A 23,229-nucleotide genomic window follows, 5' to 3' on the forward strand; every position below is an offset into this window, starting at 1 on the left:
GAGCCCGCAGGGTCGGTTCAATCCTTATTCGTTGTCTCTCAGTTTTGGAAGAGCAATATTCTCCCTGGCTGACGGGTCTTCTGCCATAGAAAATTTTTATTCTCTCCTCAATCCCAGTCTCTCCCAGAGAAAAGTGACGTCAAAGGGTTCTCCGCCAGTCTGATCGATACGGCGCGCCTCGAGCTGATCGATGGCTTTTAGCAGTTCGACCACCAATGGACGCAGCTTCTTGTCTTTCACCGCCTCAAGAGGGGATTTCCCCTTCAGAGCAGGCAGTGCAATTTCCGGCCAGGTTTCGTAGTGCTTGGCAAGGTACTGGTGGATGAGCTGGCGCTGAATTTCCTGCGGGATGTCAGGCTCCGGCGCAGGTTTTGCTGCATCAAGGGCTTTTTCCGAACGGGGATCGACGACCTCGCGGATTTTGTAAGTGATGACACTTCCGGCGATTTCTTCCAGCCACTGCCGTGCTTCGTCGGCCAATTTCGTTGTACGGCAAAAAACCTCCAGGGTGTCCGGTCCCTTTGGCACCATGGAAGCGCGGGAGCGGCACCGCCCATCCTCCAGTTCTTCAAACCGGTTCCAGCCTTCGTCACGATCGCCGTCGACATCTTCCTGTGCTTCAAGGATACGCTCAACCTCTTTCCAGTCTGCCACCCGGTAATGATCGGTGGTCAGCAGGATTTTGTCTCCGGTTGACATGTCAACCAGTTCGGGAAGCGTTCTTATCTCCAGGATAGAGTCAAGCCAGCAGTTGATAATGATGCTGGCCGTGATGTAACGATCAATCGCGGGATCACCAGATTCATGCTCCCGCTCGCTTTTGATCTCAGCCAGGCAGTCAAGGGCCGTCTCCCTCTCCATGAGATACGTCGCACCGCTCATGACAAAACTGTCGTCCTGCCACATCAGACGGGTGCCCAAGGTATCCCATGGCACTAAAAAGCCGGTGGCCGCCCTTTCCCTGACCCGTACCGGCGGTTGGTCGGGATGAAGCATGTCTGTCAGAACCAGGCCCTGGTCTTTGATCACCTCTTTCACCTCATACAGCGACAAGGGGTGCTTTGCCAGTTCCCGAATCCACTCCCTGCCACGGGATGTCAGCAGCGGCCCGCCTTTGCCGAGAATCAGCTCGTGCGCCTTGATGTCTTTACCGTTGACATCCAGTACCGCATCCGCCAGCAGCCACTCGCCGATATTTATGGATAGGGCCTGGGCAAGTCGTGGTGACAGGTCATCAATGGCGTCCAATTTCCCTTCATCAGGCCCGTCCATGAAATCAATACGCACGGCTTCGCTGGCTTCTTCAGGATAATGCTCTTCCAACCATGAAAGGGCTGTTTGTATGGCCCGTTCTTCGTCACGACGACGCGACGCAAACTGGTCATCCTTTGCCAGGCAGCACTTCTTGTATTTTTTTCCGCTGCCGCAGGGGCAGAGGTCGTTACGGCCGATTTTATTCATATGATTTCAACCTTGCATGGTAAATGTATTTAAAATGAGGCCCTTCTCTATTTTTTAACGCTGCGGAAGGAATTCACCGCCTTGTCTAGCATCAAGCGGCTTTTTTTCCAAGAGGGATCATGAACCCAACAAGGTCCCGCCAACGTTCATCTTGGAAGGATTTGGATTGTAACGGATTATAAGCCGAATTTGTTAAAAAAAGATTTGGCATTGGAAATGGCCAAGTTCCTGTAAAAATGAGGAGTGAGGTTCAGGAACAGGCAGAGGGAAATGACTGCTCTCCAGAACGAATGAGATTTACAGGAATAGGATGGTCCGTATGGAGTTTGTTTTCGATACCCCTTTGTCCTCTGTTGAATTCCAGGAGTTGTTTCGGCGAGGTCTTCTCAGATTTCAGTCTGGTGATCAGCTTAACGGTTTCGCTTCGTTTTTGCCGGTTTTGAGGATTACGTATGGCGTTCGATACAGGCTGGGAATCGTGATTCCCTGCTGGTGGATAAAGGCCGAAACGAGATGAACCTTGGTCCCGTCCTGTCAAGGGGGCGTATAAAAAAAGCTTTGGACTGCCGTGAACTTTTCGTCCGCTATAAAACAGTTGCCACAATAAACGCTACGGCGATATAGTGACATAATGTTAAGAAGGTAATCTTATGAGAGAGCGACGGTATATTTAGACCCGGAATTACACAAAGCCCTTCGATTGAAAAAGCTACTGAAACAGCTCTGTCTTTATCGAAGTTGGTTAATGATGCTATTAGGAGTCTCTTGCAGAAGACGCGGAAGACATCGCGGCATTTGAAGACAGAACGAAAGATCCGAGACCGCCGGGCCATGAAAAACTTACGGGACAAGAGAAGTATCGTATTCGCCAAGACACATACAGAATTATATATTTCATTCAAGAACAGGAGCTTACGCTGGGGGTAGTCAGAGCTGGGCCTCGCGGAAGGGGGGTATCTGAATGGTCTATTTCTTACCGGGCAAGTTCTTGTGCGAGCAGAGCCAAAGATGTGGGATCTCCACCGTTTCGTCATCAAATCCTCGAAGAGATGGGCAAGCGCAAGCGGACAACACATCTGGTCGAGTAATCCGAGACAGCAGTGAGGATAAGTCGAACAGCGAAGCCCAAGAGAATCGCTCACGGCCCGCCAGTAAAGAAAGGAAGCCGCGACGCTCCGTTTGGCAGCCGCCTCGCCTACATGCAGGCCACGGACATGAACATCCAGAATCATCCGGCCGGACTTGCCACCGGAGACCACCGGCAGCGTCAACAATCGATCACGGAGGGACTCCTCGACATCGGAGGCCCTTCGTGATTCGAATTTGGGGCCTTGCCTGGTCTCGTCCGGCTCGACTCATCTACGCCACATTCCTTTGCTGCACTATCTTCACGTTCACCTCAGTTGCTGCCCAACCGTTAGACGGTAGAGAGGATAAGCCGATGCCATCGATAGCGCCTGACGGCAAACCCGAGTCCCCAGGCAAAGTCGAAGTCCAACCCGTCGCCAAGGATAACGAGATCAGGAAGCGAATCGCTGATATTCTTATAACGACAAGCTGGTTCGGCGAGCCCAGGGTCGCGGTCCAGGAAGGAATCGTTTTCCTGAAAGGAACGACGGAAAACGATGAATTCAAGCAATGGGCCGGTGATTTAGCGAAAAATACGGAAGGCGTGGTTGCAGTCGTCAATCAAATCGAAGTGGCCCCTGCCACGATTTGGGATTTCGATCCAACCTTTCAGGAACTGAATGATCTTGCACGCGGATTTGTTCGATTGCTGCCCATGATCGTGGTGGCGCTGATCGTGATCACTATTTCATGGATCCTCGCCAGGTTAACGGTTTACTTACTGCGTCGCGGGCTTCTGGCTCGATCCCTCAGCCACCTTTTGCGCGAAGTAATGGCCCGGACTGGCGGCATGCTTGTAATGCTCGCCGGCCTGTACCTTGTGCTCCGTATCGCGGGGCTCACGCAACTCGCGCTTACGGTGGTGGGCGGCACAGGTCTGATTGGCTTGGTGTTGGGCATCGCATTCCGTGAAATCACTGAGAATTTTCTCGCCAGTCTCTTTCTAAGCTTGCAGCAACCGTTTCGTGAAGGCGATCTCGTAGAAGTGGCTGGCGTGACGGGTTACGTTCAGCGGCTGACCTCTCGCACGACTGTTCTGATGACACTCGACGGCAATCAAGTGCAAGTCCCCAATTCGACCGTCTTCAAAAGCACGATCCGGAATTTCACAAGCAATCCCAATCGCCGCGATGATTTCATCGTGGGTATCGGCTACGACGATTCCATCCCTTTTGCCCAGGAAGTCGCCTTGAAGGTGCTCGCTGAACATCCGGCCGTTTTGAGTGAACCCGAACCTTTGGTACTTGTGGAAAGCCTTGGACCGTCCACGGTAAACCTACGTGTTTATTTCTGGCTCGATGGAGGTCAACACAGCTGGTTGAAGGTGAAATCGTCCGTCATTCGGCTCGTAAAACGGGCCTTCCAGGATTCGGGAATCTCGCTGCCGGATGAGGCTCGCGAAGTCACCTTCCCCCACGGGGTGCCTGTGCGCATGATAGAAGACAAAGGGGCTGTGGAATCAGCCACGGCGAAGCCGACCGCCGAGCCCGAAACAGTCGCGACCAAGGCGGAAGCTAGCCTGCAAAGCGAAGCAGAGGAAATCAAAGAACAGGCGCGCAGATCTTGGACCCCTGGTGAGAATCTCTTAACTCTATCGTCGTCTACGGATGACAGTTGAAGGAGCGTGGGGTCGATCAAAGAGGGTGCTGAATGCGTATGGGAATCGATGACGTCCGCTTTCAGCGACGCAGCGGCTAATGTGCCAGGAGGACCGAAGATGTGGGATAACCTGAGCTTCGTCATCAAGCGTCTCCGTGAGCGATTATGGATCAAGCCGCTCATCGTATGTGTGCTTTCCATTGGCGCAGTTTTTCTTGCCAATCTCATGGACATGGCCGAACTCGGCCATTTGCTGCCAGAGATCACGAAGGAATCGGCCGAAACTTTACTCAAGATCATGGCGTCAAGCATGTTGATGATGGCCACGTTCGCCGTGGCCTCGATGGTAGCCGCTTATGCATCGGCAAGTAGTACCGCGACGCCCCGATCCTTTCCGCTGATCATCTCCGATGACGTTTCGCAGAATGCGCTCTCGGTGTTTATCGGCGCGTTTATCTACAGCGTGGTCGCGCTCATTGCGCTAATGAACGGGCTTTATGGTGGAAGGACCAGTCAGTTTATCCTGTTTTCCCTGACCATAGTTGTGCTCGCAGTCATCATTATCACCTTCATCTGGTGGGTCGACAACATCGCCCGGCTCGGCCGGCTGGGACATACGATTGACAAGGTGGAAGCGGCAGCCGCGGAGGCGATTCGGAAGCGGCAGTCGGCACCGCGCCTTGGGGGGGTCGCGTCGTTCAGTCTCCCAGATGGGGGCCGGGCGGTCTTCGGAAAAGCCATCGGTTACGTACAGCGTGTTGACACCGCCGCGCTGCAGGCGCGGGCGGTGGAGTCGCAACTGAGAATTGTTGTGGCGGCGTTGCCCGGCACCTTTTGCACGCCAAACCGCCCTGTTGCGTGGGTCATCCGGGAAACATCAGGCAGTGTGTCCGACGAGGACGCCGAAGCAATCGCTGCCACGTTCGTGATTGGTGGCTCGAGGGTTTTTGATCAGGATCCGCGGTTTGGACTGGTGGCCCTTTCGGAGATCGCCAGCCGCGCGCTTTCGCCCGCGGTCAATGATCCGGGGACCGCTATCGACGTCACGGGCACACTTGTCCGCCTGTTCGTCATGTGGGACGAGTGTGGCAAGGAGGATGACGTTTCCACGGTACAGTTCGACCGCGTTGCAGTGCCGGAATTGTCCGTGGCAGATATGTTCGATGACGCTTTTACCGGAATCGCCCGAGACGGTGCGGGTGCTGTAGAAGTGGTCATACGGCTGCTCAAGGCCCTCGAAGCGCTTGCCGCGACCGAGGACCCTGCAATGCGAAACAACGCGTTGCGGCATGCCCGTCTCGCGCAGGTTCGCGCCGAGAAGGTACTGAAGGTTCCCGAGGATCTCGCAGCCGTAAGAAAGGCAGCCAGGTTTGCGGTGTGACGGGAAAGACCGATCCAAGCGGTGAACCGGAGCGGTCCCAAACTTGGTCCCCGATTATTCTTCCAGCTTTCTTGTTTTTTTGGGGATGCTTACCCAGAATAGATTACATAAACAGAAACGCCCTAAACGTAATTCTTTTTTTCTTTGTTCAGACGGTTTCCAAGGACAAATATACCCCACCCGGTACGGGGAACATCCCGGTCAGCTCTTTGATCCTTTGCATGTTGTGCTGACTTACCCGGAGACTCGGACTTTTGTGCCGTTTCTATTCATCGGCGCATAGCTTTGCGCTCCGGCTTCCTTCGAAGGGGCCTCACTGTTCCGCCCTTGCCTTCGGCCAGGGTCTGTGTCAATATATAAATCATTGACAGGACTCACATACAGGGTACAGGGGACTTTCATCCCATAAGTTCACGCCCATGCCGGGCTTACACAACCGCATTAACAAGGGTGGCCAAAACCGTTGCGCTTCTTTGCCAGCCGGTTATGCTGAGCGTCAGCCAGGAAATCGAATAGTAGCGCGGCTACGCCGTCGCCATCGTATACCTCAGCGGGGAGATACGCATGACCTGGACACTGATAACCATACTGGCAATGGCCGCGATGATCATCGTGCTCCGGCTCACTGCTTGGTGGGGGTTGCGCCTGGTTATCCGCCTTTTCGGTAAGTGGAAGACGGCTCTCAAGCAAGTCCGGGTTATCAAAGACATTTCTGGAATTGGTTCGAGGATCAGGGTGTCTTTTCCTGGGACGACAAGGTTGTTACTTGCGCGGCTGACGCCGAGCCGGTATACCGGGCTTCCCTTGACGCTCATTGTCATCGCCGCGCTTTACATCGCCGCCTTGCTTGGGGGGCTGGTCGAGGAGCTGCTGGAAGCGGACAAACTCGTCCGCCTCGATGAATATATTAATCAACGAATTGGCCCAATTCGCACAGATGGCATGATCACCGTTTTCATCTGGATCACTGATATTGGCGGATCAGCCACCCTGGTAGCCGTGGCGCTTGTGACCACCGGTCTGTTGTGGGCGCACTACCGTAGACACATGATTGCTCCGCTATGGCTGACCATTCTCGGATCGCAGATCACCACGTATGCAGGGAAGTTCGTGCTGGCACGACAACGGCCGGAGTTCGTGACGGAGGTTGCCGCCATTACACCTTCGTTTCCCAGCGGCCATGCTACGAGCGCAATGGCGGTATATGGTTTCATCGCCTATATTGTTGCCAGGGATCTTATGACGACGCGGCAGCGCTTCGAACTGATCTATTGGACAGCTGTTCTCATTGGCCTGATCGGCTTCAGCCGAATGTTGCTGGGCCTGCACTATGCCAGTGATGTTGCTGCGGGATTCCTTGTCGGTGGATTCTGGCTGCTGTTTGGGTCTGCCCTCGCAGAGTACAAGCACCGCCAGCGCTAAACGGCTGACCTCAACGCCATACGGACGGGGATGACTTTTGGTGATTCCCGGGTCATGAAAAGCATGGGAAAGGAATTCCCCGAAACAGAACGATTTGAATTGTTTACCGGCAACAAGAGCATTAACAATATCCGGCTCTATCAAAGACCCGGGGCTAAAAGGCATCGTGAGGAGGATTTGTTGTCGGAAGTCCGACTGTCTTTATGGAGTGCACCCGCCGAATGGGACGCATTAAGTCACAGAGAGGGAACAGAATGAATACGTTGGATAATGACTTTGCAGCAGGACTCTTGGAAAATTGTGATCCCCCGTGCCTTTCGCTTTACCAACCGACGCATCGACACTACCCGGACAATCAGCAAGATCCGATACGGTTCAGGAATCTTGTGAAGGCGCTTGAGGAATCGCTCCTGAAACAGTTCCGGAAGGATGAGATATGGCCATTGCTGAAACCACTTCTGGCACTGACCAATAATTTCGACTTCTGGAATCACTCCCTCGACGGCTTGGCAGTGCTGAGTGCAAGGGGCATGTTCCGGGTTTACAAGCTACAGAGGCCGATCGCCGAATTGGCCGTCGTGGCGGATAGCTTCCACACCAAGCCCCTGATGCGCATCCGTCAGTCAGCCGACCGCTACCACGTTCTCGGCCTGAACCGAAAGGAGATCAAATTATTCGAGGGTAACCGTGATGTTTTAGACGAGATCGAACCAGCCCAGGATGTCCCACGGACGATCAACGAGGCGTTGGGAGAAGAGTTGACCGAACCACACCAGACCGTCGCTTCATACGGAGGTGTGGGTGCCGGATGCTCGCCCATGCGTCACGGTCACGGCGGCAAAGAGTCTGAGCTGGACATCGATGCGAAACGCTTCTTCCGCGCCGTTGACCGCGCAATCATGAAACACCACTCTCAACCATCGGGGCTGCCGCTGATCCTAGCGGCACTGCCGCAGCATCATCATATATTTCACGATGCCAGCCAAAATCCTTTTCTGATAGATGAAAGCATCGATATCCACCCGGATGCTCTGTCGTCGATCGACGAACTCCGGTTACGCGCCTGGCAGATTATGGAGCCTCGCTATCTGGCGCGCCTGGCGGCACTGGTTGATGAGTTCGGCAATGCGAGATCCAAGGGGCTCGGTGACGGAGAGATTGCACATGTAGCCAAGGCAGTAGTGGATGGGCGGGTCTCCAAACTGCTGATCGAAGCCGACCGCGAAATTCCCGGCCGCTTGAATACTGCAAACGGCGACATCGAGTTGGACAACTTGACACACCCGGAGGTGGATGACTTGCTCGACGACCTGGCAACGTTAGCGTTGAAAATGAGCGGCCAAGTCATTGTAGTCCCCACCGAACGGATGCCCACGAAGACTGGAATAGCTGCGATCTACCGTTACTGAATCGCAATTACTTCAAGGGCAGAAGAACGAGCTTAATCAGATTCAGATCACTACCGATAGCAACATCAAGGATCATGACCGGGTGGCTCAAGAGATTGGACAAGAGGACCAATCTGTACTCGGAGGTGATGTATAAGATATTGCGGCGATTTGTGGCCGCCGTTAGATGGCGTTTACCGGAGGAGCATGGATGTTGACGACGAAACCTCTGCATTCCTGGGATGTAACCTGCCGGGAAGCCGTGGCCATCCAGCAGGTGCTTCGGGAAAAGCTGATCCTTTGCGACGATGAAATCCCTGCACCCGTCTGTTGGATTGCCGGGGCGGACATTTCGTATTCCAGGGGCGATGACCGTTTTTTCGGGGTGGTCGTGATGCTTTCTTACCCCGCGATGGAGATGACTGAAATGTCGTCCTTCTCCGCTCGCGTCTCTTTTCCCTATGTCCCCGGTTTGCTGAGTTTCCGTGAGGGGCCGATACTGCTGAAGGCCTTTGAAAAGCTGAAACAGCGTCCCGATATCGCCTTGTTCGACGGTCAGGGCATTGCTCACCCGCGAGGCATCGGCCTGGCTTCCCACATGGGGCTGTTCCTGGATCTCCCGACGATCGGCTGCGCAAAAACGAAGCTGGTCGGAAGTTACGGCGAAGTGGGAGCGGAGAGGGGCAGCTTCACGGATCTGTACCACGGGGATTCCGTCATCGGCGCCGTCGTGAGGACCAAAAGCAGGGTTAAGCCTGTTTTCGTGTCCCAGGGGCACCGGATCGGCCTGAAGCGGGCCATCGAGGTTGTTCTGGCATGCGGCAAGGGATACCGCCTCCCGGAACCTGTCCGCCAGGCCCATCTGGCCGTAAACAGGTTCAGGGCGGAAGCAATCGCCCGGGATTAGAAACGGCTTTCCGGACAGGCTGAAAAGACGCAGGAAATGTCAGCCCACAAGGTGATTTTGAACGGCGTAGAGCGTCAGTTCCGCGTTTTTTTTCATGTTCATTTTTTCGAGGACCCTCGAACGATAGGTGCTGATGGTCTTGACGCTGAGGCACAGTTCGTCGGCGATCTCCGTCACGGATTTTCCGGCGGCCAGCATCAGCATCACCTGATATTCCCGATCGGAAAGCATCTCATGGGGAGGCTTGCTGGTGTCGGCGCCCAGCTCCAGGGCCAGTTTTTCCGCAAGGGACGCCGTCACGTATTTCCGCCCCCGGGAAACCTTGCGGATCGCGCCGATCAGCTCATCGGGCGCGCTGGCCTTCGTCAGATAGCCCGAGGCGCCGGCCCGGAGCGCCCGGACCGCATACTGCTCCTCGGAATGCATGCTGAGAATCAATACGGGCAGTTTCGGCTTTTCGGCCCGGATGTCTTTCAGGACTTCCAGCCCGCTCTGGCCGGGCATGGAGATATCGAGGAGAACCACGTCATAGTCCCCCTCCCGGATTTTTGAAAGCGCCTCCTGCCCGTTGCCGGCCTCGTCAGCCACGGTCATATCGTCGACTTCGCCGACAATCTGCTTCAACCCCTCCCGGACAATCGTATGGTCATCCGCCACCAGGATTCTGATCATTCCTCGCCTCTCGACTTCATGGGGATGCTGACCGTCACCGTCGTTCCCTTATAGCGGCTGCCGGTCACCTGGACAATTCCCCCCCAGAGCAGGGCCCGCTCCCGCATCCCCATGATTCCAAATGATTTCGGATCATTGATCTGCTTTCGTGAAATGCCTCGGCCGTTGTCCGTCACCTCCAGGATCACCTGGCCGTCTTTCGCCTCCAGACGGACAAAGATCTTGGTGGCGCCGGCATGACGGGCCACGTTGGTCAGGGTTTCCTGAAAGATGCGGAAAATCGCCGTGGCCAGGTCCTTTTCCAGGGGCACCTCCTCTGCGTAGAGATCCGCCTCGCAGGCAATGCCCGACCGACTGGAAAAGTCCTTGGCCTGCCACTCCATGGCCGCCACCAGTCCGAGATCATCAAGCAGGCCGGGCCTTAAATCGGCGGAAATGCGGTGAACCGATTCGATGGTCTGGTCCACCAGTCCGGACATGGCCTTGATCTTTCCGTGAAGCTGCTCGTCTTGAGCCATCCGCTTTGCCAGCCAGGAAAGATCCATTTTGAAAGCCGTAAGCGACTGGCCCAGCTCATCGTGGATTTCCCGGGCGATTCGCGCCCGCTCCTCCTCGCGGACCGACTGCAGGTGGATGGAAAGGTTGCGCATCTGCTCTCTCGATGCCTCAAGCTCCTTTTCCGCCTGCTTGCGCTCCGTAATGTCTTCATAGGTAACGACGATCCGCCCCTCGGTCAGTCGCTCGCCGATGCGGGAAGCCCGCATCATGCAGATCAGGTCGTGGCCGTCCTTGTGCCTGCAGAGAAATTCCGTGCTGTACGTCCGATGCTTTTCCAGGTTATCGTAAAAAAGCCGGGCAATTTTGTCGCAGTCCTCGTCGCTGCAGTAGATCAGCCGAACGCTCCGGCCGATGAGCTCTTCAGGAAACCAGCCAAAGACCGTCTGCACGGCGTTGTTGGCAAAGATGAACCGGCGGTTATGGAGACCCACCACGGCGTGGGGAATGGCATCCAGGATCGATGATTCGAGCGCCTCCAACTCCTCCAGCCGGTTGCGGGCTTCCTTCTGGCCGGTGATGTTCATGGAGTTTCCCAGGACAGCGCGCTTCCCCTTGTAGTAGATGGGGGTCGATGTCTCCATGATCCACTTGATCCGCCCGTCCCGGGTGATGATGCGGAATTCGTAGGGTGAAAAGCGCTGCCCCTTGAGCATGCGGATGGCATTTTTCCGGGCCAGTCGGCGGTCATCGGGATGGATGAGGCTCAGAGATTCCATCCCCACCATCTCTTCTTCCCGATACCCGGCATATTCGGCAATATGAGGGTTGACGAACTGAAATGTCCGGTCCTGGAGGATGTAGACGCCCACCTGGGAACTGTTGGCCAATGTGCGGTAAAGGTCCTGTTCCAGGTGGTATTCGTTCTGCTTTTTTTCAGCCCTTTCCATCGTTTTCCTCAAATCGTCACGGGCAGGAGAATCCTGGATCCGTAATGGCTCCGTGTCCCTTTCCGAACATTTCATGTCGGATCGCCCTTCTCCTCTCCTTTTTTTCAAGCGGTTCCTAAGGGTTCGTAAGCTGCGGCGACGGCTCCGGTTCCGGCGGCTTCGGTGCATCCGGCAGCAGAAGGGTCATCCCCAGGATGCTCTGGAGGGGGTCGCAGCCGGGCGCAAGGCCGCTGCAGCACTCAATGCCGGGCCGCAGCGTCGTAATGACCGAACGCCCCACAATCCTTCTTCCCCTGCGCCCCCGGACATCCTGGGTGGTCACCCCCCACATGCTGTGGAAAATCAGAGCTTTCCCCTCGAATGACCCCATATAGAGCATGATGTGCCCTTTACGCCAGATCAATGTGGCATAGGGGATTCCGGAAGAGAGAATGGCCGCCTCCTTTTCTTCGGGAGACAGATGTCCCAGTTCGATGAAACGGCCGGTCTCATGGGCCTGCTGTTTGGAGTTTCTCGGCAGCCAGATCCCGAAAGGGGCGAAAAAATCCATCAGCATGGAAGAACAATCCCGGTTTCCGTAAAGCCCGCCCCAGCCGTAGGGCTGATTGATCAGTTCGTTGGCCACCCGCGCCAGGTTTGCCCGGGTCATCTTCAAGGGTCTCAGGGCCGCATGTTCCCGGGCGAGACGGGCAACCTTGGAGATCGCCCGACCGTCCTGATCGGAAACGACGATCCGGATCTCCCAGACATCCCCCTCTTCCCGGAGCAGGGGGAACTGTGCCCCCAGGGGCGCCTTGAAACAGAACCGCCCCTTTTCATCATAAATGGGGATCCGATCCCGGATGACGACGGCGTATCTCCCGCTCTGCCAGGAATTCGCCAGGTCATCATCCACCAGGGCGACATCCCGGGCGCTCACCCATCCGAAATAGGTGCCGGTTTCAACATGCACCCAGGCCTTATCCTCACTGACATGAGAGATGTAAACCGGCGAGTTGACCGTAATGGTCGATATCTGCAATCGATCAAAGGGGTAACCCGAATCGTTGTCCAATCCATCAAAAAGCGGCCCTGAAGTCGGCAGCGCCCGCAGATCCGTATTGGCGACGGTGATACCCCGGATTCCCCGGTTCGGGTACTGGTCCAGACCTGCGCTGTGCCTCAGGCCTTCCACCCAGGCCGGCTCACGCCGGCGATGGTTCTCGCCGTACCCCGGATTCTCTCCATACTTGTTGAAATCCCAGAGGATGTCGTCGCGGGTGCACCGTGGTTTTTCCTGCTGCCAGATGGAAAAATAGCGTCGGGAGTACGACTCATTGAGAGTCTGCTGAATCTCACGGTCCACGATGGCCGAATCGTCCGATTTCCCGGGCAGATAAAAGAAGTGATCCTGCTTCAACCGGCTGATGTCCCGAATCTCGTCCTGGGCACGAGCCAGGGGGGAAAGGAGGAGAATTCCCAGCATCCCCAGGAATATACATATATGGATTTTCATAGGTGATCTTTTGATCCGCATCTTCCTCAACCGGCCATTTTGCCATAGTCTAAGGATTTTCCTGCACAGTGCAACCCTTTTATGCACAAGCCTTCTTTCCGAAGGTGTGCCGGGATTTTAAACAGAGCTTAAAAAAATGCCTGTCGGCAAGAAATACCTGGAATATTTTGTAGATTTTCAAAAGAAAGATTGGTATAACGTCGCGGATTTGCGAGGATGATATTCCCTTGGAGGGAAAACAATCGAAACAGGAGGCCAAGCGACGATCGATGTACGATTTCGTTCCCAAAAAAATATTTTTCACCAAGGGTGTCGGCACCCATCGTGATGAGCTGCACTCTTTTGAACGCGCCCTGCGCGACGCCGGTATCGAAAAATGCAACCTGGTCCAGGTATCCAGCATTTTCCCGCCGGGCTGCAAGAGTATTTCGAAAATTCAGGGATTGAAGGAATTGATACCGGGCGCCATCACCTACTGCGTCATGAGCCGTTGCTGCAGCAACGAGCCCAAACGGCTCCTCGCCGCTTCCGTAGGCTGCGCCATCCCTGCGGACAAGACCTCCTATGGATACATCAGCGAGCACCACGCCTTCGGCCTCACCGAGAAGCAGGCGGGGGATTATGCCGAGGACATGGCCGCCGCCATGCTGGCTTCAACCCTGGGAATCGACTTCAACGTGGATGAAAGCTGGGACGAAAAGAAGGAAATTTTCAAGATCAGCGGCAAAATCGTCCGAACCCGCAATGTGACCCAGTCGACCATTGTGAAGGACGACCGTTATACAACGGTGGTCGCTGCAGCTGTTTTCGTTTTTTGATGCCTTTGAGCCGCAGGGCTGTTCCTCAAGGCTGACGAGCCGTCAGGGAAGTCGTATCGATGCGGCGGCAGCTCGAAGAAACGCCCTTGAAGAACGGTCCCTGGCCACCCCGGCAAAGGCGGCCGGGTATCTTCCCCGCTGACGCCAGCATCCGCTATCCGTTACTCCTCAACACGCCGTTTTTAAATCCGTCAAGACATGAGCAGCACAGAGGGCGCAGGGAATGAAAAGTCTCGGCATATGCATCGGTGCAACCACACTGACGGCCGTTGCCGCAGGCAGGAATCCGCAGGGGGAAATCCATCGGTCCCTGCTCCATCTGAAGCCCCACGATGGCAATCCGCGCCGGGCGTTCCTGGAACTCCTTTCTTCGCTTCCCCTGGACCAGTTCCAGCGCATCGCCGTGACCGGCAGAAAGTTCCGCTCTTTTGTCAATCTCACATCCCTTCCAGAGCCTCTGGCCGTGGAAACGGCCCTTTCGTTCTTATCCGCCGGCCGAGAACCCCTGAATGCCGTCATCAGCGCCGGGGGGGAAAGCTTCCTGGTCTATGTCATCGGGAAAGACGGTAAGATCTGCTCCGTCCAGACAGGCAACAAATGCGCTTCGGGGACAGGTGAATTTTTTCTTCAGCAGATCCGCCGCCTGAACCTCGACCTCGAAGAAGCCATCGCCTTCGCCCGGCAGGAGCAGCCCTACCGGGTCTCGGGTCGCTGCAGCGTTTTCTGCAAAAGCGACTGCACGCACGCCACCAACAAGGGCATCCCCAGGGGAAGAATCGCTTCGGGCCTCTGCGAAATGATGGCGGGAAAGATCCTGGAAATCCTTCGCGATCTGCCCCGCAGAGACATGATGCTCATCGGCGGAACCGCTCAGAACACCGTCATGCTGGATTACCTGAGAAGTGAGATCTCCAGCCTGACGGTTCCGGAAGAAGCGCCGTATTTTGAAGCCCTGGGTTGCGCTCTCTGGGCCCTGGAGCACGAAACCCTGCCCGTTTCCCATCCGGAGGCCGTCATTCAACAGAACCATTCGGCTTTTCACCGACTTTTGCCTCTGGCGGATTTTGTGGATCACGTGGATTTCCGGACCATGGAGCAGGGCGTCGCCCGCAGGGGAGATACCTGCATCCTGGGGCTGGATGTCGGCTCAACCACGACGAAAGCGGTTCTTTTACGGGAGGAGGACAGCCGCGTACTGGCCTCCGTCTACCTGCGCACCAACGGCGATCCCATCGGGGCTTCCCGGGCCTGTTACGCCGACCTCTACAGGCAGTTGGGGCCCCTGGCGGGAGAGATCCTCGTCCGGGGAGTTGGGGTCACAGGTTCGGGGCGCCAGATCGCCGGCCTTCATGCCATGACGGAAGGCGTCATCAACGAAATCGTCGCCCACGCAACAGGCGCCCTGTTCTTTGATCCGACGGTGGATACCATCTTTGAAATCGGGGGACAGGATGCCAAGTATACCTATGTGAAGGACGGCATTCCCTCCGACTATGCCATGAATGACGCCTGCAGCGCCGGCACGGGTTCTTTTCTCGAGGAGGCGGCGAAGGAGTCCATGGGGGTTGCCATGGAGGACATCGCTGAAATCGCCCTGAAGGGTCATGCCCCCGCCAATTTCAACGACCAGTGCGCCGCCTTCATCAGCAGCGACATCAAAAATGCCGCCCACGAAGGCATGAGCAGGGAGGACATTGTAGCGGGCCTCGTTTACTCCATCTGCATGAACTACAGCAACCGGGTCAAGGGAAACCGCGTCATGGGGGACAACATCTTCATGCAGGGCGGCGTCTGTTACAACCGGGCCATCCCGGTGGCCATGGCCGCCCTGACGGGAAAACGAATCGTCGTCCCCCCGGAACCCGGACTGATGGGCGCCTTCGGCGTGGCCCTGGAAATCCGAAAGCGGCTGGAAAGCGGACTGCTCAGGGAAGACTCCTTTTCCCTTCAGTCCCTGAAGGACAGGGACATCGCCTACGAATCCCCCTTTGTCTGCCATGGGGGGAAGGAGCGTTGCGACCGGAAATGCGAAATCGCCCGAATCCGTATGGGAGAAAAAGTCCATCCTTTTGGAGGAGCCTGCAACCGCTGGTACAATCTCCGATACGCCCTGTCCGTGGATGGGGAGTCGCTGGATCTTGTCAGGAGCCATGCGGCTCTGACGTTCCAAGGCCCCGTCGCGGGCCGCGGGGATTCCCCATTGGGTGGGGCCTCCCGGACGATGGGAATCAACCGGTCGTTTCTCACCAACACCTATTATCCCCTGTATACATCTTTTTTCACCCGGCTGGGCTTTTCCGTGATGCTCCCGGATTCTCCCCGGATCGAGGGCATGATGTCGAAAGGGGCGGCCTTCTGTTTCCCGGCGGAACTCGCCCATGGCTTTTTCTATGATCTGCTGCTCAAAAAGCCGGATTTTCTCTTTCTCCCCCACATCCGGGGCATGTACGTGGAAGGAGGGAATTCGACCGGCACAATCTGCCCCATCTCCCAGGCTGAACCCTATTATCTTGCCAGCGCCTTCAGGGATGTCGAGGCATTCCGCCGGCTCAAGGAAGGGGGATCTGTACTGCAGCCGGTCCTCGACTTTTCTCAGGGTTATGATGCCGCACGGGAGGCCCTGGCGGATCTGGCACATTCCCTCGGCTGCGGGAAGAAGGATGTGAAGCGGGCTTTTTCAGCCGCCGTCGCCGACCAGGAGCAGGCGGCGGCGAAGGCCAAGAGCCTCGGCCGGAACTTTCTCCACACGCTGGAAGAACATTCGGACCGCTATGGAATCGTGGTCTTTGGAAGGACTTACAACGCCTTCGTTCCGGAGGCCAACATGGGCATTCCCCGGAAATTCGCCTCACGGGGCGTGGGCGTTGTTCCCCTCACCTTTCTGCCCCTGGCCGATGAACCCGCCGGCGAAGACATGTACTGGGCGTCCGGGCAGCTGATCCTCAAAGGCGCCGCCTTCGTCGCCCGCCATCCTCAGCTCTTCGGCTGCTATATATCCAACTTCTCCTGCGGGCCGGACTCCTTTCTCCTGGGTTATTTTCGCCGGATGATGGGAAGCAAACCCTTCCTGACGCTCGAACTGGACAGCCATGTCGCGGATGCCGGACTTGAAACCCGCATTGAGGCCTTTCTGGATATTATCCGAAACTACCGGGATCTGCACGGAAAGCGGAAGATCCCTTCTGTTGCGCCCTCCCGGAAAACACCATCCATGCGGGTCGATTCCGGGACGTTCCGGATGATCGGTTCCCAAGGGGAAACGTACCCCTTGACGCATCCCCGCGTCCATCTGGTTTTTCCTTCCATGGGGCGTTTCCATTCGGACGTCATCGCCGCCGTTTTCCGTTCCGCGGGAGTCCGGGCGACGGCTCTCCCCGATTCAGACGAGGAGGTGCTCAAGCTCGGCCGCGGCAACACGTCGTGCAAGGAATGCCTTCCTCTCCAGCTGACAGCGGGAAGCCTGCTGAAGTATCTCCGGAACAGGACGGACAGGGACGAACGACTCGTCTACTTCATGCCCACGGCCGGGGGTCCCTGCCGGTTCGGCCAGTATTCCCGATTCATGGAGGCGATGATCGAGCGGCTCGGGATCGCGGATGTGACCCTCTATTCCCTCAGCGCGGCAAACAGCTATGCGGATCTCGACGCCAGCCATCTCACACGGAACATCTGGACAGGGATGGTCATCGCGGATCTGATGGAGGACATCCACGGAGTTCTGCTCTGTGCAGCCCGGGACCGGAATGCCGCAAGGGCGATTTTTCTCGAAGAATGCGGAAACATCGTTACAGTCCTGGAATCTTCTTCAGAGCTCAAACATCTGCGGCCCTGCCTGAAGCAGTCGGCTGCTCGCCTGAAATCCATTCCCATGAGAAGGCGGCCCGGAGAGATTCCCATAATCCTTCTGACAGGAGAGATCTTTGTTCGCCATGATGCCCTGTCCCGGCAATACCTGGTTGAACGGCTTGCCGATGCGGGATTCGCAACGAAAGTGGCCAGTGTCATGGAATGGATTTACTATACAGATCTCTGCACCCGGAAGGGATGGGGGGACAGAAGACTTTCTGTCAAAGAAAAGGCATCTCTTGTGCTTCGCACAATGTGGATGAAGCGGTATGAGCGGGCGATTTCGAACCTTCTTGCGGAATCGGGTCTGATTCCAAACCGGCTCGAGGCGGTGCCGCATCTGGTGGCCCAGGCCGGCCCGATCCTCAACCCCAGGCTCCTGGGAGAAGCCGTTCTGACCGTTGGAGCGGCTCTTGCGGACGTGCCGGCTCCCTATTGCGGCGTCATCGCCCTGGGCCCTTTCGGCTGCATGCCCAACCGGGTGTCCGAAGCCATCCTGACCCCGGAAATGAGCCGCGGGAAACGAATCCCTCAAAAACGCCCGGAAATAGAACCGGCCTTTCCGGCGGAGGCCTCATTGCGCCGCCCCCTCCCCTTTCTGGCCGTTGAGAGCGACGGGACCCCCTTCCCCCAGATCATCCAGGCAAAGCTGGAGGTCTTTCTTCTGCAGGCCGCCAGAATTCACACCCTTGTGCAATCGGCAAAGACCAGCCCTTGAAGCTGGCTGGAATCGCTCAGAGTTCATCGGACTTTTCCGGGTTACGACTTCCCGCCCAGCACTTCTGCCAATTTGCCTGCAAGCTCTTCAATTCTGAAGGGCTTCTGGATGAACGCGCTGCACCCCCGCTCCATAATGCGGAGGGCTTCGCCATGTAGGCTGTAACCGCTTGATAGAACAACCTTCACATGGGGATTGATCTCGATGAGGGCGTCAAAGGTATCACCCCCGCCCATCCCCGGCATGATCATGTCGAGGATGACCAGGTCAATGAGGGCTTTCTTTTGCCGATAAAGACCCACGGCATCCCGGCCGCTCTGCACAGCCAGAACCGAATAGCCCAGCAGCTCCAGGATCTCCCGGACCACCTCGATGTTGATGTCCTCGTCGTCCACCAGGAGGATTGTTTTACGGTCCGTGAAGACATCCGCCGTAGATCCTGTCTCTCCGGGAATTTCCCTGCCGGATGGGGGAAGATACATTCGAAAAGCGGCCCCATAATCCCTTTCACGATCCATCTCGATGTCTCCCCCCTGGTTCCCGATCATGCCATAGGCGGAAGCCGCTTCGAGGCCGGTTCCTCTTTCCATCTTCCCGGTCGTAAAAAAAGGTTTGAAGATCCGCTGCCTTGTATGTTCATCCATATCCCCACCTGTATCGGTTCCCGTAATACAAACATTCCTGCCGGCCTCATCGAAGCCCGGCGGAATGCCTCCACGCTCCCGTACAACTTGTTCGGTTCCAGGCTGAACCGCTCACCTCCCGGCATTCCGGGATCTTCCGCATCAAGCTTCTGAACAGGTGCGGGAGATTCTCTTTCAGCCTGTTCAAGCGCTTTCTTCAAGGACGCTTCAGGATGATTTCGCTGTTCTGATAGTCAACGGTTGCCTTGAAATCCCGGAGAAAACTCAGTCCCAGGATCGCGTCAAAACCCTGGGCACGTGTATCCCGCTCCGTCACCAGGGCGGGCACATTTTCCTTGAAGACATCTCCAAGAGCCACCTTTGCGATCATCGATGTCCTGGCCTCGATGGAGCCTCCTGCCGTATGGACTTTTATCTTCCTGATGTCGTGGGAAGAAGGTTTCAGCTGACTTGCCAGCGTCTCGGAAATCACCATATGGCTGGCTCCCGTATCGAACAGCAGATTAACGGAAACGGTATCATCAAGAATCCCTTGAACAATAATACCACCACCGGGTGCCTTGTAAAAGGGAATCCGGTATTCATCGGCCTGCCAAGGCACCGGCTCCGGGGCTCTGACCGGAACGCGGACGCGCTTCACACTCTCTTTCCAGCCCTTCTTTTCCTCCGGGGGAAAAGCATCAGAAACATGGACGACCCCGTTTTCGTCAACCCAACGATAGAACTCACCGGCCCTGAGCATTCCCGGGCACAGCCAGGCATAGAACAACAGGACCATGCCTATTGCCATGGATAATCGCCGTCCGGATTTCGTTTTTCTTTTAGAGGGACCCTTCATCATTCTCCCGCCCGTTTTCCTGTTTTTACCGTTCATGCCGCCAATAAAATTCAACACGCTCCCATCGGATCAGGCACAGCTGCATTCATCTGAAAAAAGGATCTCTTTTTGGGGGATTCTATCATGGCAAAATCGAAATCCTTATTATAAAGTATTTATTATACAAAATATGCACCGGAAATGAATGGAAATCTCAATTAATATCGTTTAAGGAGGGGGAAATATGTGGGCTGAAAACGGAATCTGCGAACTGACGCCAAATTCGGAAATTCAGAATAGAATCCATGCATTAAAAAAGGAAATGGCTGAAGCTGACATACATTTTTCCATAATCATGGGAAATGTTGACCTTTTCTATTTTTCCGGGACGGCGCAACGCGGACTCCTGGTTGTTCCCCTGGAGGGCGACCCCCTTCTGCTCGTGGAAAGGGACCAGGACCGTGCCCGGAGGGAATCCCCCTTGCCGGTCACCCCGATTTCGAGCCAGCGTGATGTGGGCAGCATCCTCGCCGAAAGGGGGATCCTGCGCGGCCGTGGCGCCATGGAGCTGGATATCCTGCCCGTCTCTACATACAATCGCCTTTTAGGGATTCTCGGCGTTGACTCCTGCACCGATCTTTCGCCGCTGGTCCGGGCAGTGCGGATGATCAAGAGCGAATTTGAAATCACCCAGATGAAACGGTCTGGTGAAATCATGGATGCCGTCTTTTTCCGGGCCGGGGAGGTCATCAAGGAGGGGATGCGTGAAATTGACGTTGAAGCCGAGCTGACCGCGGAAGGCCGACGGCACGGCCACCAGGGCCTGCTTCGCATGCGCGGGTTCAATGCGGAAATGATGTGCCTCTACGTGATTTCCGGACAGGCGGGCACCATTCCCACCGCCGTCGACGTGACCATCGCCGGATTGGGCGTCACCCCTGCCCTTCCTCAGGGGTCATCCTTCAAGGTTATTCAGCGCGATCAGGCGATCATCCTCGATTATGGCGCAGGCTACAACGGCTATATCACCGACGAGACAAGGGCCTTCGTGATCGGCACGATCAGCGAAAAATTTGAACGGTCCCATGAAGTCGCCAGAGAAATTATCGAAGAAACGGCAGTCTTCGCCAGGGAAGGTACCGAAAGCACCCGGATTTTTGAACATGCCCTCAGCAGGGCCAGGGATGCGGGGCTTGAGGAGCATTTCATGGGGTATGGGAAAGGAAAAGTCAGTTTTGTAGGTCATGGCCTTGGACTGGAGCTCAACGAAATGCCCGTCATTACTCCCCGCCACCCCCAGATCCTGAAGGAAGGAATGGTCTTTGCCCTTGAACCGAAGTTCGTTTTTCCCGGAGAGGGAAGCATCGGCGTTGAGGCCGATTTCATTGTCCGCAAAGAAAGGCTGGAGCGTATCACCAGCCATCCCCTTGACCTTTTCCGCCTTTAATACCGGGGCACTTCATTTGCAACGTACTTTGCCGGATTTGCGGTTCCGTAGAGGTTGGAGCGGCTTTTTTCCCCTGGACAAATTTTGTTGATAAAATTCCTGCATTATGCTTAAGAAATTCCGGCAGGATGAACGGTTACAGCGGGAAGGGATCATCCATCGGCCTCATTACAGTCTCCGGCAGTTTGCAAAGGAAATGAAAACGAACATCGTCATTGTGGAAGACAGTCTGACACAGGCTGAAAAGTTGAGTTACACTCTTGAGGAACAGGGGTTTCATGTGCTGTATGCCCGAAATGGGCAGGAAGCGCTTCACCTGATATCCACAGACAAACCCGCCATCGTAATCAGCGATATCATCATGCCGGAGATGGACGGATTTGAACTCTGTAAACACATCAAGTCGGAACCGGCGACGAAGGCCACGCCGGTCATCCTGCTCACGGTCCTTTCGGACCCGAGGGATGTCATCCGGAGCCTGGAATGCGGCGCCGACAATTTTATTACGAAGCCTTATGATGAAGAAAACCTCCTGTCGCGCATCCAGTATCTGCTGACCCAGAGGGAGCAGGATGAACCGGAAGACGGCAGCTCCGACCCGGAAATCGAGATTCTGATCGGCGGGCAGAAATATTCCATCACGGCAAGCCGGAAGCGGATCCTGAACATCCTCATTTCCACGTATGAAACCGTTGTCAGGAAGAACCGGGATCTGCTCCGGACCCAGCAGGAATTGCGGATGCTCAATGAGCACCTGGAAAATCGAGTCCAGGAGCGGACGCGGAAGCTGATCGAGGAAATAAACAGGCGCCGCCAGGTCGAAGAGGACCTTCGCAAGCAGGAGCAGGATTTACGGAACAAGTCCAAGGTCCTGGAGGAAGTCAACACGGCGCTTCATGTCCTGATCAAGAACAGGGAAATGGATCGGATCGATCAGGGGCAGAAGATCCTTTCCAATTGCAAGGAGCTCATTCTTCCCTACGTCGAACAACTGAAGAAGCAGAAACTGCCCCCCCATCAACTGACCTGCGTCGAAATCATCGAAGCGAATCTGCAGAATATCATCTCACCCTTTCTTCAGAGCCTCAGCTCCGAACTGGCCAATCTGACTCCCAAAGAGGTTCAGGTTGCCAACCTGGTCAAAGAAGGAAAAACAACCAAAGAAATATCCGAACTTCTGAATCTTTCCATACGCTCTGTTGAATCCCACCGGGACAACATCAGGACCAAACTGGGAATCAACAACGAAAAAATCAACCTTCGGTCCTATCTCCTGTCTTTTTCCTGACAAACAGCAGCATTTTACTGGTAGAGCTTCCGTAGTCAAGCCGTATTGCGCCTTGCCTCCCGATTGTGGCATCATCGGCCCTTAAAAAAAGGAGGCTTCATCAAGTGTTGCTAAAGGCCATTTCCTGCTCCGGCTGTGGACATGAGGGCCCAAGAGATATGCCCGGGGCCCTGCGCGAACAATTCGAAAAGGATCTCTTTTCTTCCCGGGGACATGACCCCTATACCGGGATGCTTCTGTTCCGCTGCCCACGCTGCGGTGTTGTCGTTGCCGTTGACCCTGAAGAGGTATTGGGGGGCGGACCTCTTCAGGGGCATCCCCCTTCTTTGACTTCCGAAGCTGCATGTGTTACGGGAAGATCGTTTCCTCTTCCGGTTCTCGGGGGGCTGTTCTCGGGGTTGACGCTCTTCTCCCTCTTTGTAAAACTTTTTCAGCAGGGATTTTTTATTCCGTAACCGGTTGCTCTCGAAGGAAACTCAAGAGGGTCGCTTTTTTGACTTGACGAAAGGATTGAAAGAGGATCATCGACGTTTCTTCCATGGGTCGCATCGTGATACTTTTCGGCCTGATTCTGACGGCCGTCGGATTTCTGCTCCTGCTGGCAGGAAAAACTCCCTGGCTTGGAAGACTCCCGGGAGATTTTTATTTCCGCGGCAAGCAGGTTTCCTTTTATTTTCCTCTGACAACCAGCCTTCTTGTCAGCCTCATCCTGACCCTGATCCTGTGGCTGATCAGCAGGAGATAATACCGATT

General features: G+C 55.6%; 17 protein-coding genes. 11 read left to right on the plus strand and 6 right to left on the minus strand.

The annotated features are described in order from the left end of the window. Positions 1-96 precede the first annotated feature (96 nt). On the minus strand, positions 97-1,461 hold the full coding sequence (locus tag AB3175_RS04915; protein WP_367359832.1) for a YecA family protein: 1,365 nt from the start codon (positions 1,459-1,461) through the stop codon (positions 97-99). Between the two features lie 1,441 nt (positions 1,462-2,902). Here AB3175_RS04915 and AB3175_RS04920 point away from each other — a divergent pair. The 5 genes from AB3175_RS04920 (at position 2,903) to nfi (ending at position 9,286) form a co-directional block, all read left to right on the plus strand. Continuing rightward, a complete protein-coding gene (locus AB3175_RS04920; RefSeq protein WP_367359833.1) occupies positions 2,903-4,207 on the plus strand; it encodes a mechanosensitive ion channel domain-containing protein in 1,305 nt (434 codons plus the stop codon). A 99-nt stretch (positions 4,208-4,306) separates the two neighbouring features. Continuing rightward, positions 4,307-5,569, plus strand: a complete 1,263-nt coding sequence (locus AB3175_RS04925; RefSeq protein ID WP_367359834.1) for a DUF2254 domain-containing protein — start codon at positions 4,307-4,309, stop codon at positions 5,567-5,569. Between the two features lie 564 nt (positions 5,570-6,133). After that, positions 6,134-6,991, plus strand: a complete 858-nt coding sequence (locus tag AB3175_RS04930) for a phosphatase PAP2 family protein (protein WP_367359835.1) — start codon at positions 6,134-6,136, stop codon at positions 6,989-6,991. A gap of 254 nt (positions 6,992-7,245) precedes the next feature. Next, on the plus strand, positions 7,246-8,400 hold the full coding sequence (locus AB3175_RS04935; protein ID WP_367359836.1) for a hypothetical protein: 1,155 nt from the start codon (positions 7,246-7,248) through the stop codon (positions 8,398-8,400). A gap of 190 nt (positions 8,401-8,590) precedes the next feature. Beyond that, positions 8,591-9,286: a deoxyribonuclease V gene (gene nfi / locus AB3175_RS04940; protein ID WP_367359837.1), complete on the plus strand. Its 696-nt coding sequence runs from the start codon at positions 8,591-8,593 to the stop codon at positions 9,284-9,286. Between the two features lie 39 nt (positions 9,287-9,325). Here the strand turns inward: nfi and AB3175_RS04945 are convergent, their stop codons facing one another. The 3 genes from AB3175_RS04945 to AB3175_RS04955 are packed head-to-tail and all read right to left on the minus strand — an operon-like array spanning position 9,326 to position 12,898. After that, positions 9,326-9,958, minus strand: a complete 633-nt coding sequence (locus AB3175_RS04945) for a response regulator (RefSeq protein ID WP_367359838.1) — start codon at positions 9,956-9,958, stop codon at positions 9,326-9,328. After that, positions 9,955-11,478, minus strand: coding sequence for a PAS domain S-box protein (locus tag AB3175_RS04950; protein WP_367359839.1), 1,524 nt, complete (start codon positions 11,476-11,478; stop codon positions 9,955-9,957). The genes AB3175_RS04945 and AB3175_RS04950 overlap by 4 nt, the downstream gene beginning before the upstream one ends. A gap of 40 nt (positions 11,479-11,518) precedes the next feature. Continuing rightward, on the minus strand, positions 11,519-12,898 hold the full coding sequence (locus AB3175_RS04955) for an NlpC/P60 family N-terminal domain-containing protein (RefSeq protein ID WP_367359840.1): 1,380 nt from the start codon (positions 12,896-12,898) through the stop codon (positions 11,519-11,521). Between the two features lie 269 nt (positions 12,899-13,167). Between AB3175_RS04955 and AB3175_RS04960 the strand changes: the two genes are divergently transcribed. Beyond that, a complete protein-coding gene (locus AB3175_RS04960; RefSeq protein ID WP_367359968.1) occupies positions 13,168-13,716 on the plus strand; it encodes a pyruvoyl-dependent arginine decarboxylase in 549 nt (182 codons plus the stop codon). Between the two features lie 223 nt (positions 13,717-13,939). Next, positions 13,940-18,280: an acyl-CoA dehydratase activase gene (locus tag AB3175_RS04965; protein ID WP_367359841.1), complete on the plus strand. Its 4,341-nt coding sequence runs from the start codon at positions 13,940-13,942 to the stop codon at positions 18,278-18,280. Between the two features lie 41 nt (positions 18,281-18,321). Here AB3175_RS04965 and AB3175_RS04970 read toward each other — a convergent pair whose 3' ends face one another. Further along, positions 18,322-18,990, minus strand: a complete 669-nt coding sequence (locus AB3175_RS04970; RefSeq protein WP_367359969.1) for a response regulator — start codon at positions 18,988-18,990, stop codon at positions 18,322-18,324. A gap of 130 nt (positions 18,991-19,120) precedes the next feature. After that, entirely contained in the window at positions 19,121-19,714 is a 594-nt protein-coding gene (locus AB3175_RS04975) for an aspartyl protease family protein (protein ID WP_367359842.1), read from the minus strand. Positions 19,715-19,985: 271 nt separating this feature from the next. Between AB3175_RS04975 and AB3175_RS04980 the strand changes: the two genes are divergently transcribed. The 4 genes from AB3175_RS04980 to AB3175_RS04995 all read left to right on the plus strand — a co-directional run bounded on the left by AB3175_RS04980 (position 19,986) and on the right by AB3175_RS04995 (position 23,221). Further along, the gene (locus tag AB3175_RS04980) at positions 19,986-21,188 is read left to right on the plus strand and encodes a M24 family metallopeptidase (protein ID WP_367359843.1); all 1,203 of its coding nucleotides are present in this window, start codon (positions 19,986-19,988) and stop codon (positions 21,186-21,188) included. A 106-nt stretch (positions 21,189-21,294) separates the two neighbouring features. Next, entirely contained in the window at positions 21,295-22,476 is a 1,182-nt protein-coding gene (locus AB3175_RS04985) for a response regulator (protein ID WP_367359844.1), read from the plus strand. A gap of 104 nt (positions 22,477-22,580) precedes the next feature. Further along, positions 22,581-22,931: a hypothetical protein gene (locus AB3175_RS04990; RefSeq protein WP_367359845.1), complete on the plus strand. Its 351-nt coding sequence runs from the start codon at positions 22,581-22,583 to the stop codon at positions 22,929-22,931. Between the two features lie 95 nt (positions 22,932-23,026). After that, positions 23,027-23,221, plus strand: a complete 195-nt coding sequence (locus AB3175_RS04995; protein WP_367359846.1) for a DUF2905 domain-containing protein — start codon at positions 23,027-23,029, stop codon at positions 23,219-23,221. The last annotated feature ends 8 nt before the right edge of the window (positions 23,222-23,229 follow it).

The sequence above is a fragment of the Syntrophus sp. (in: bacteria) genome (assembly GCF_040768185.1).
Classification (GTDB): Bacteria; Desulfobacterota; Syntrophia; order Syntrophales; family Syntrophaceae; genus Syntrophus; species Syntrophus buswellii.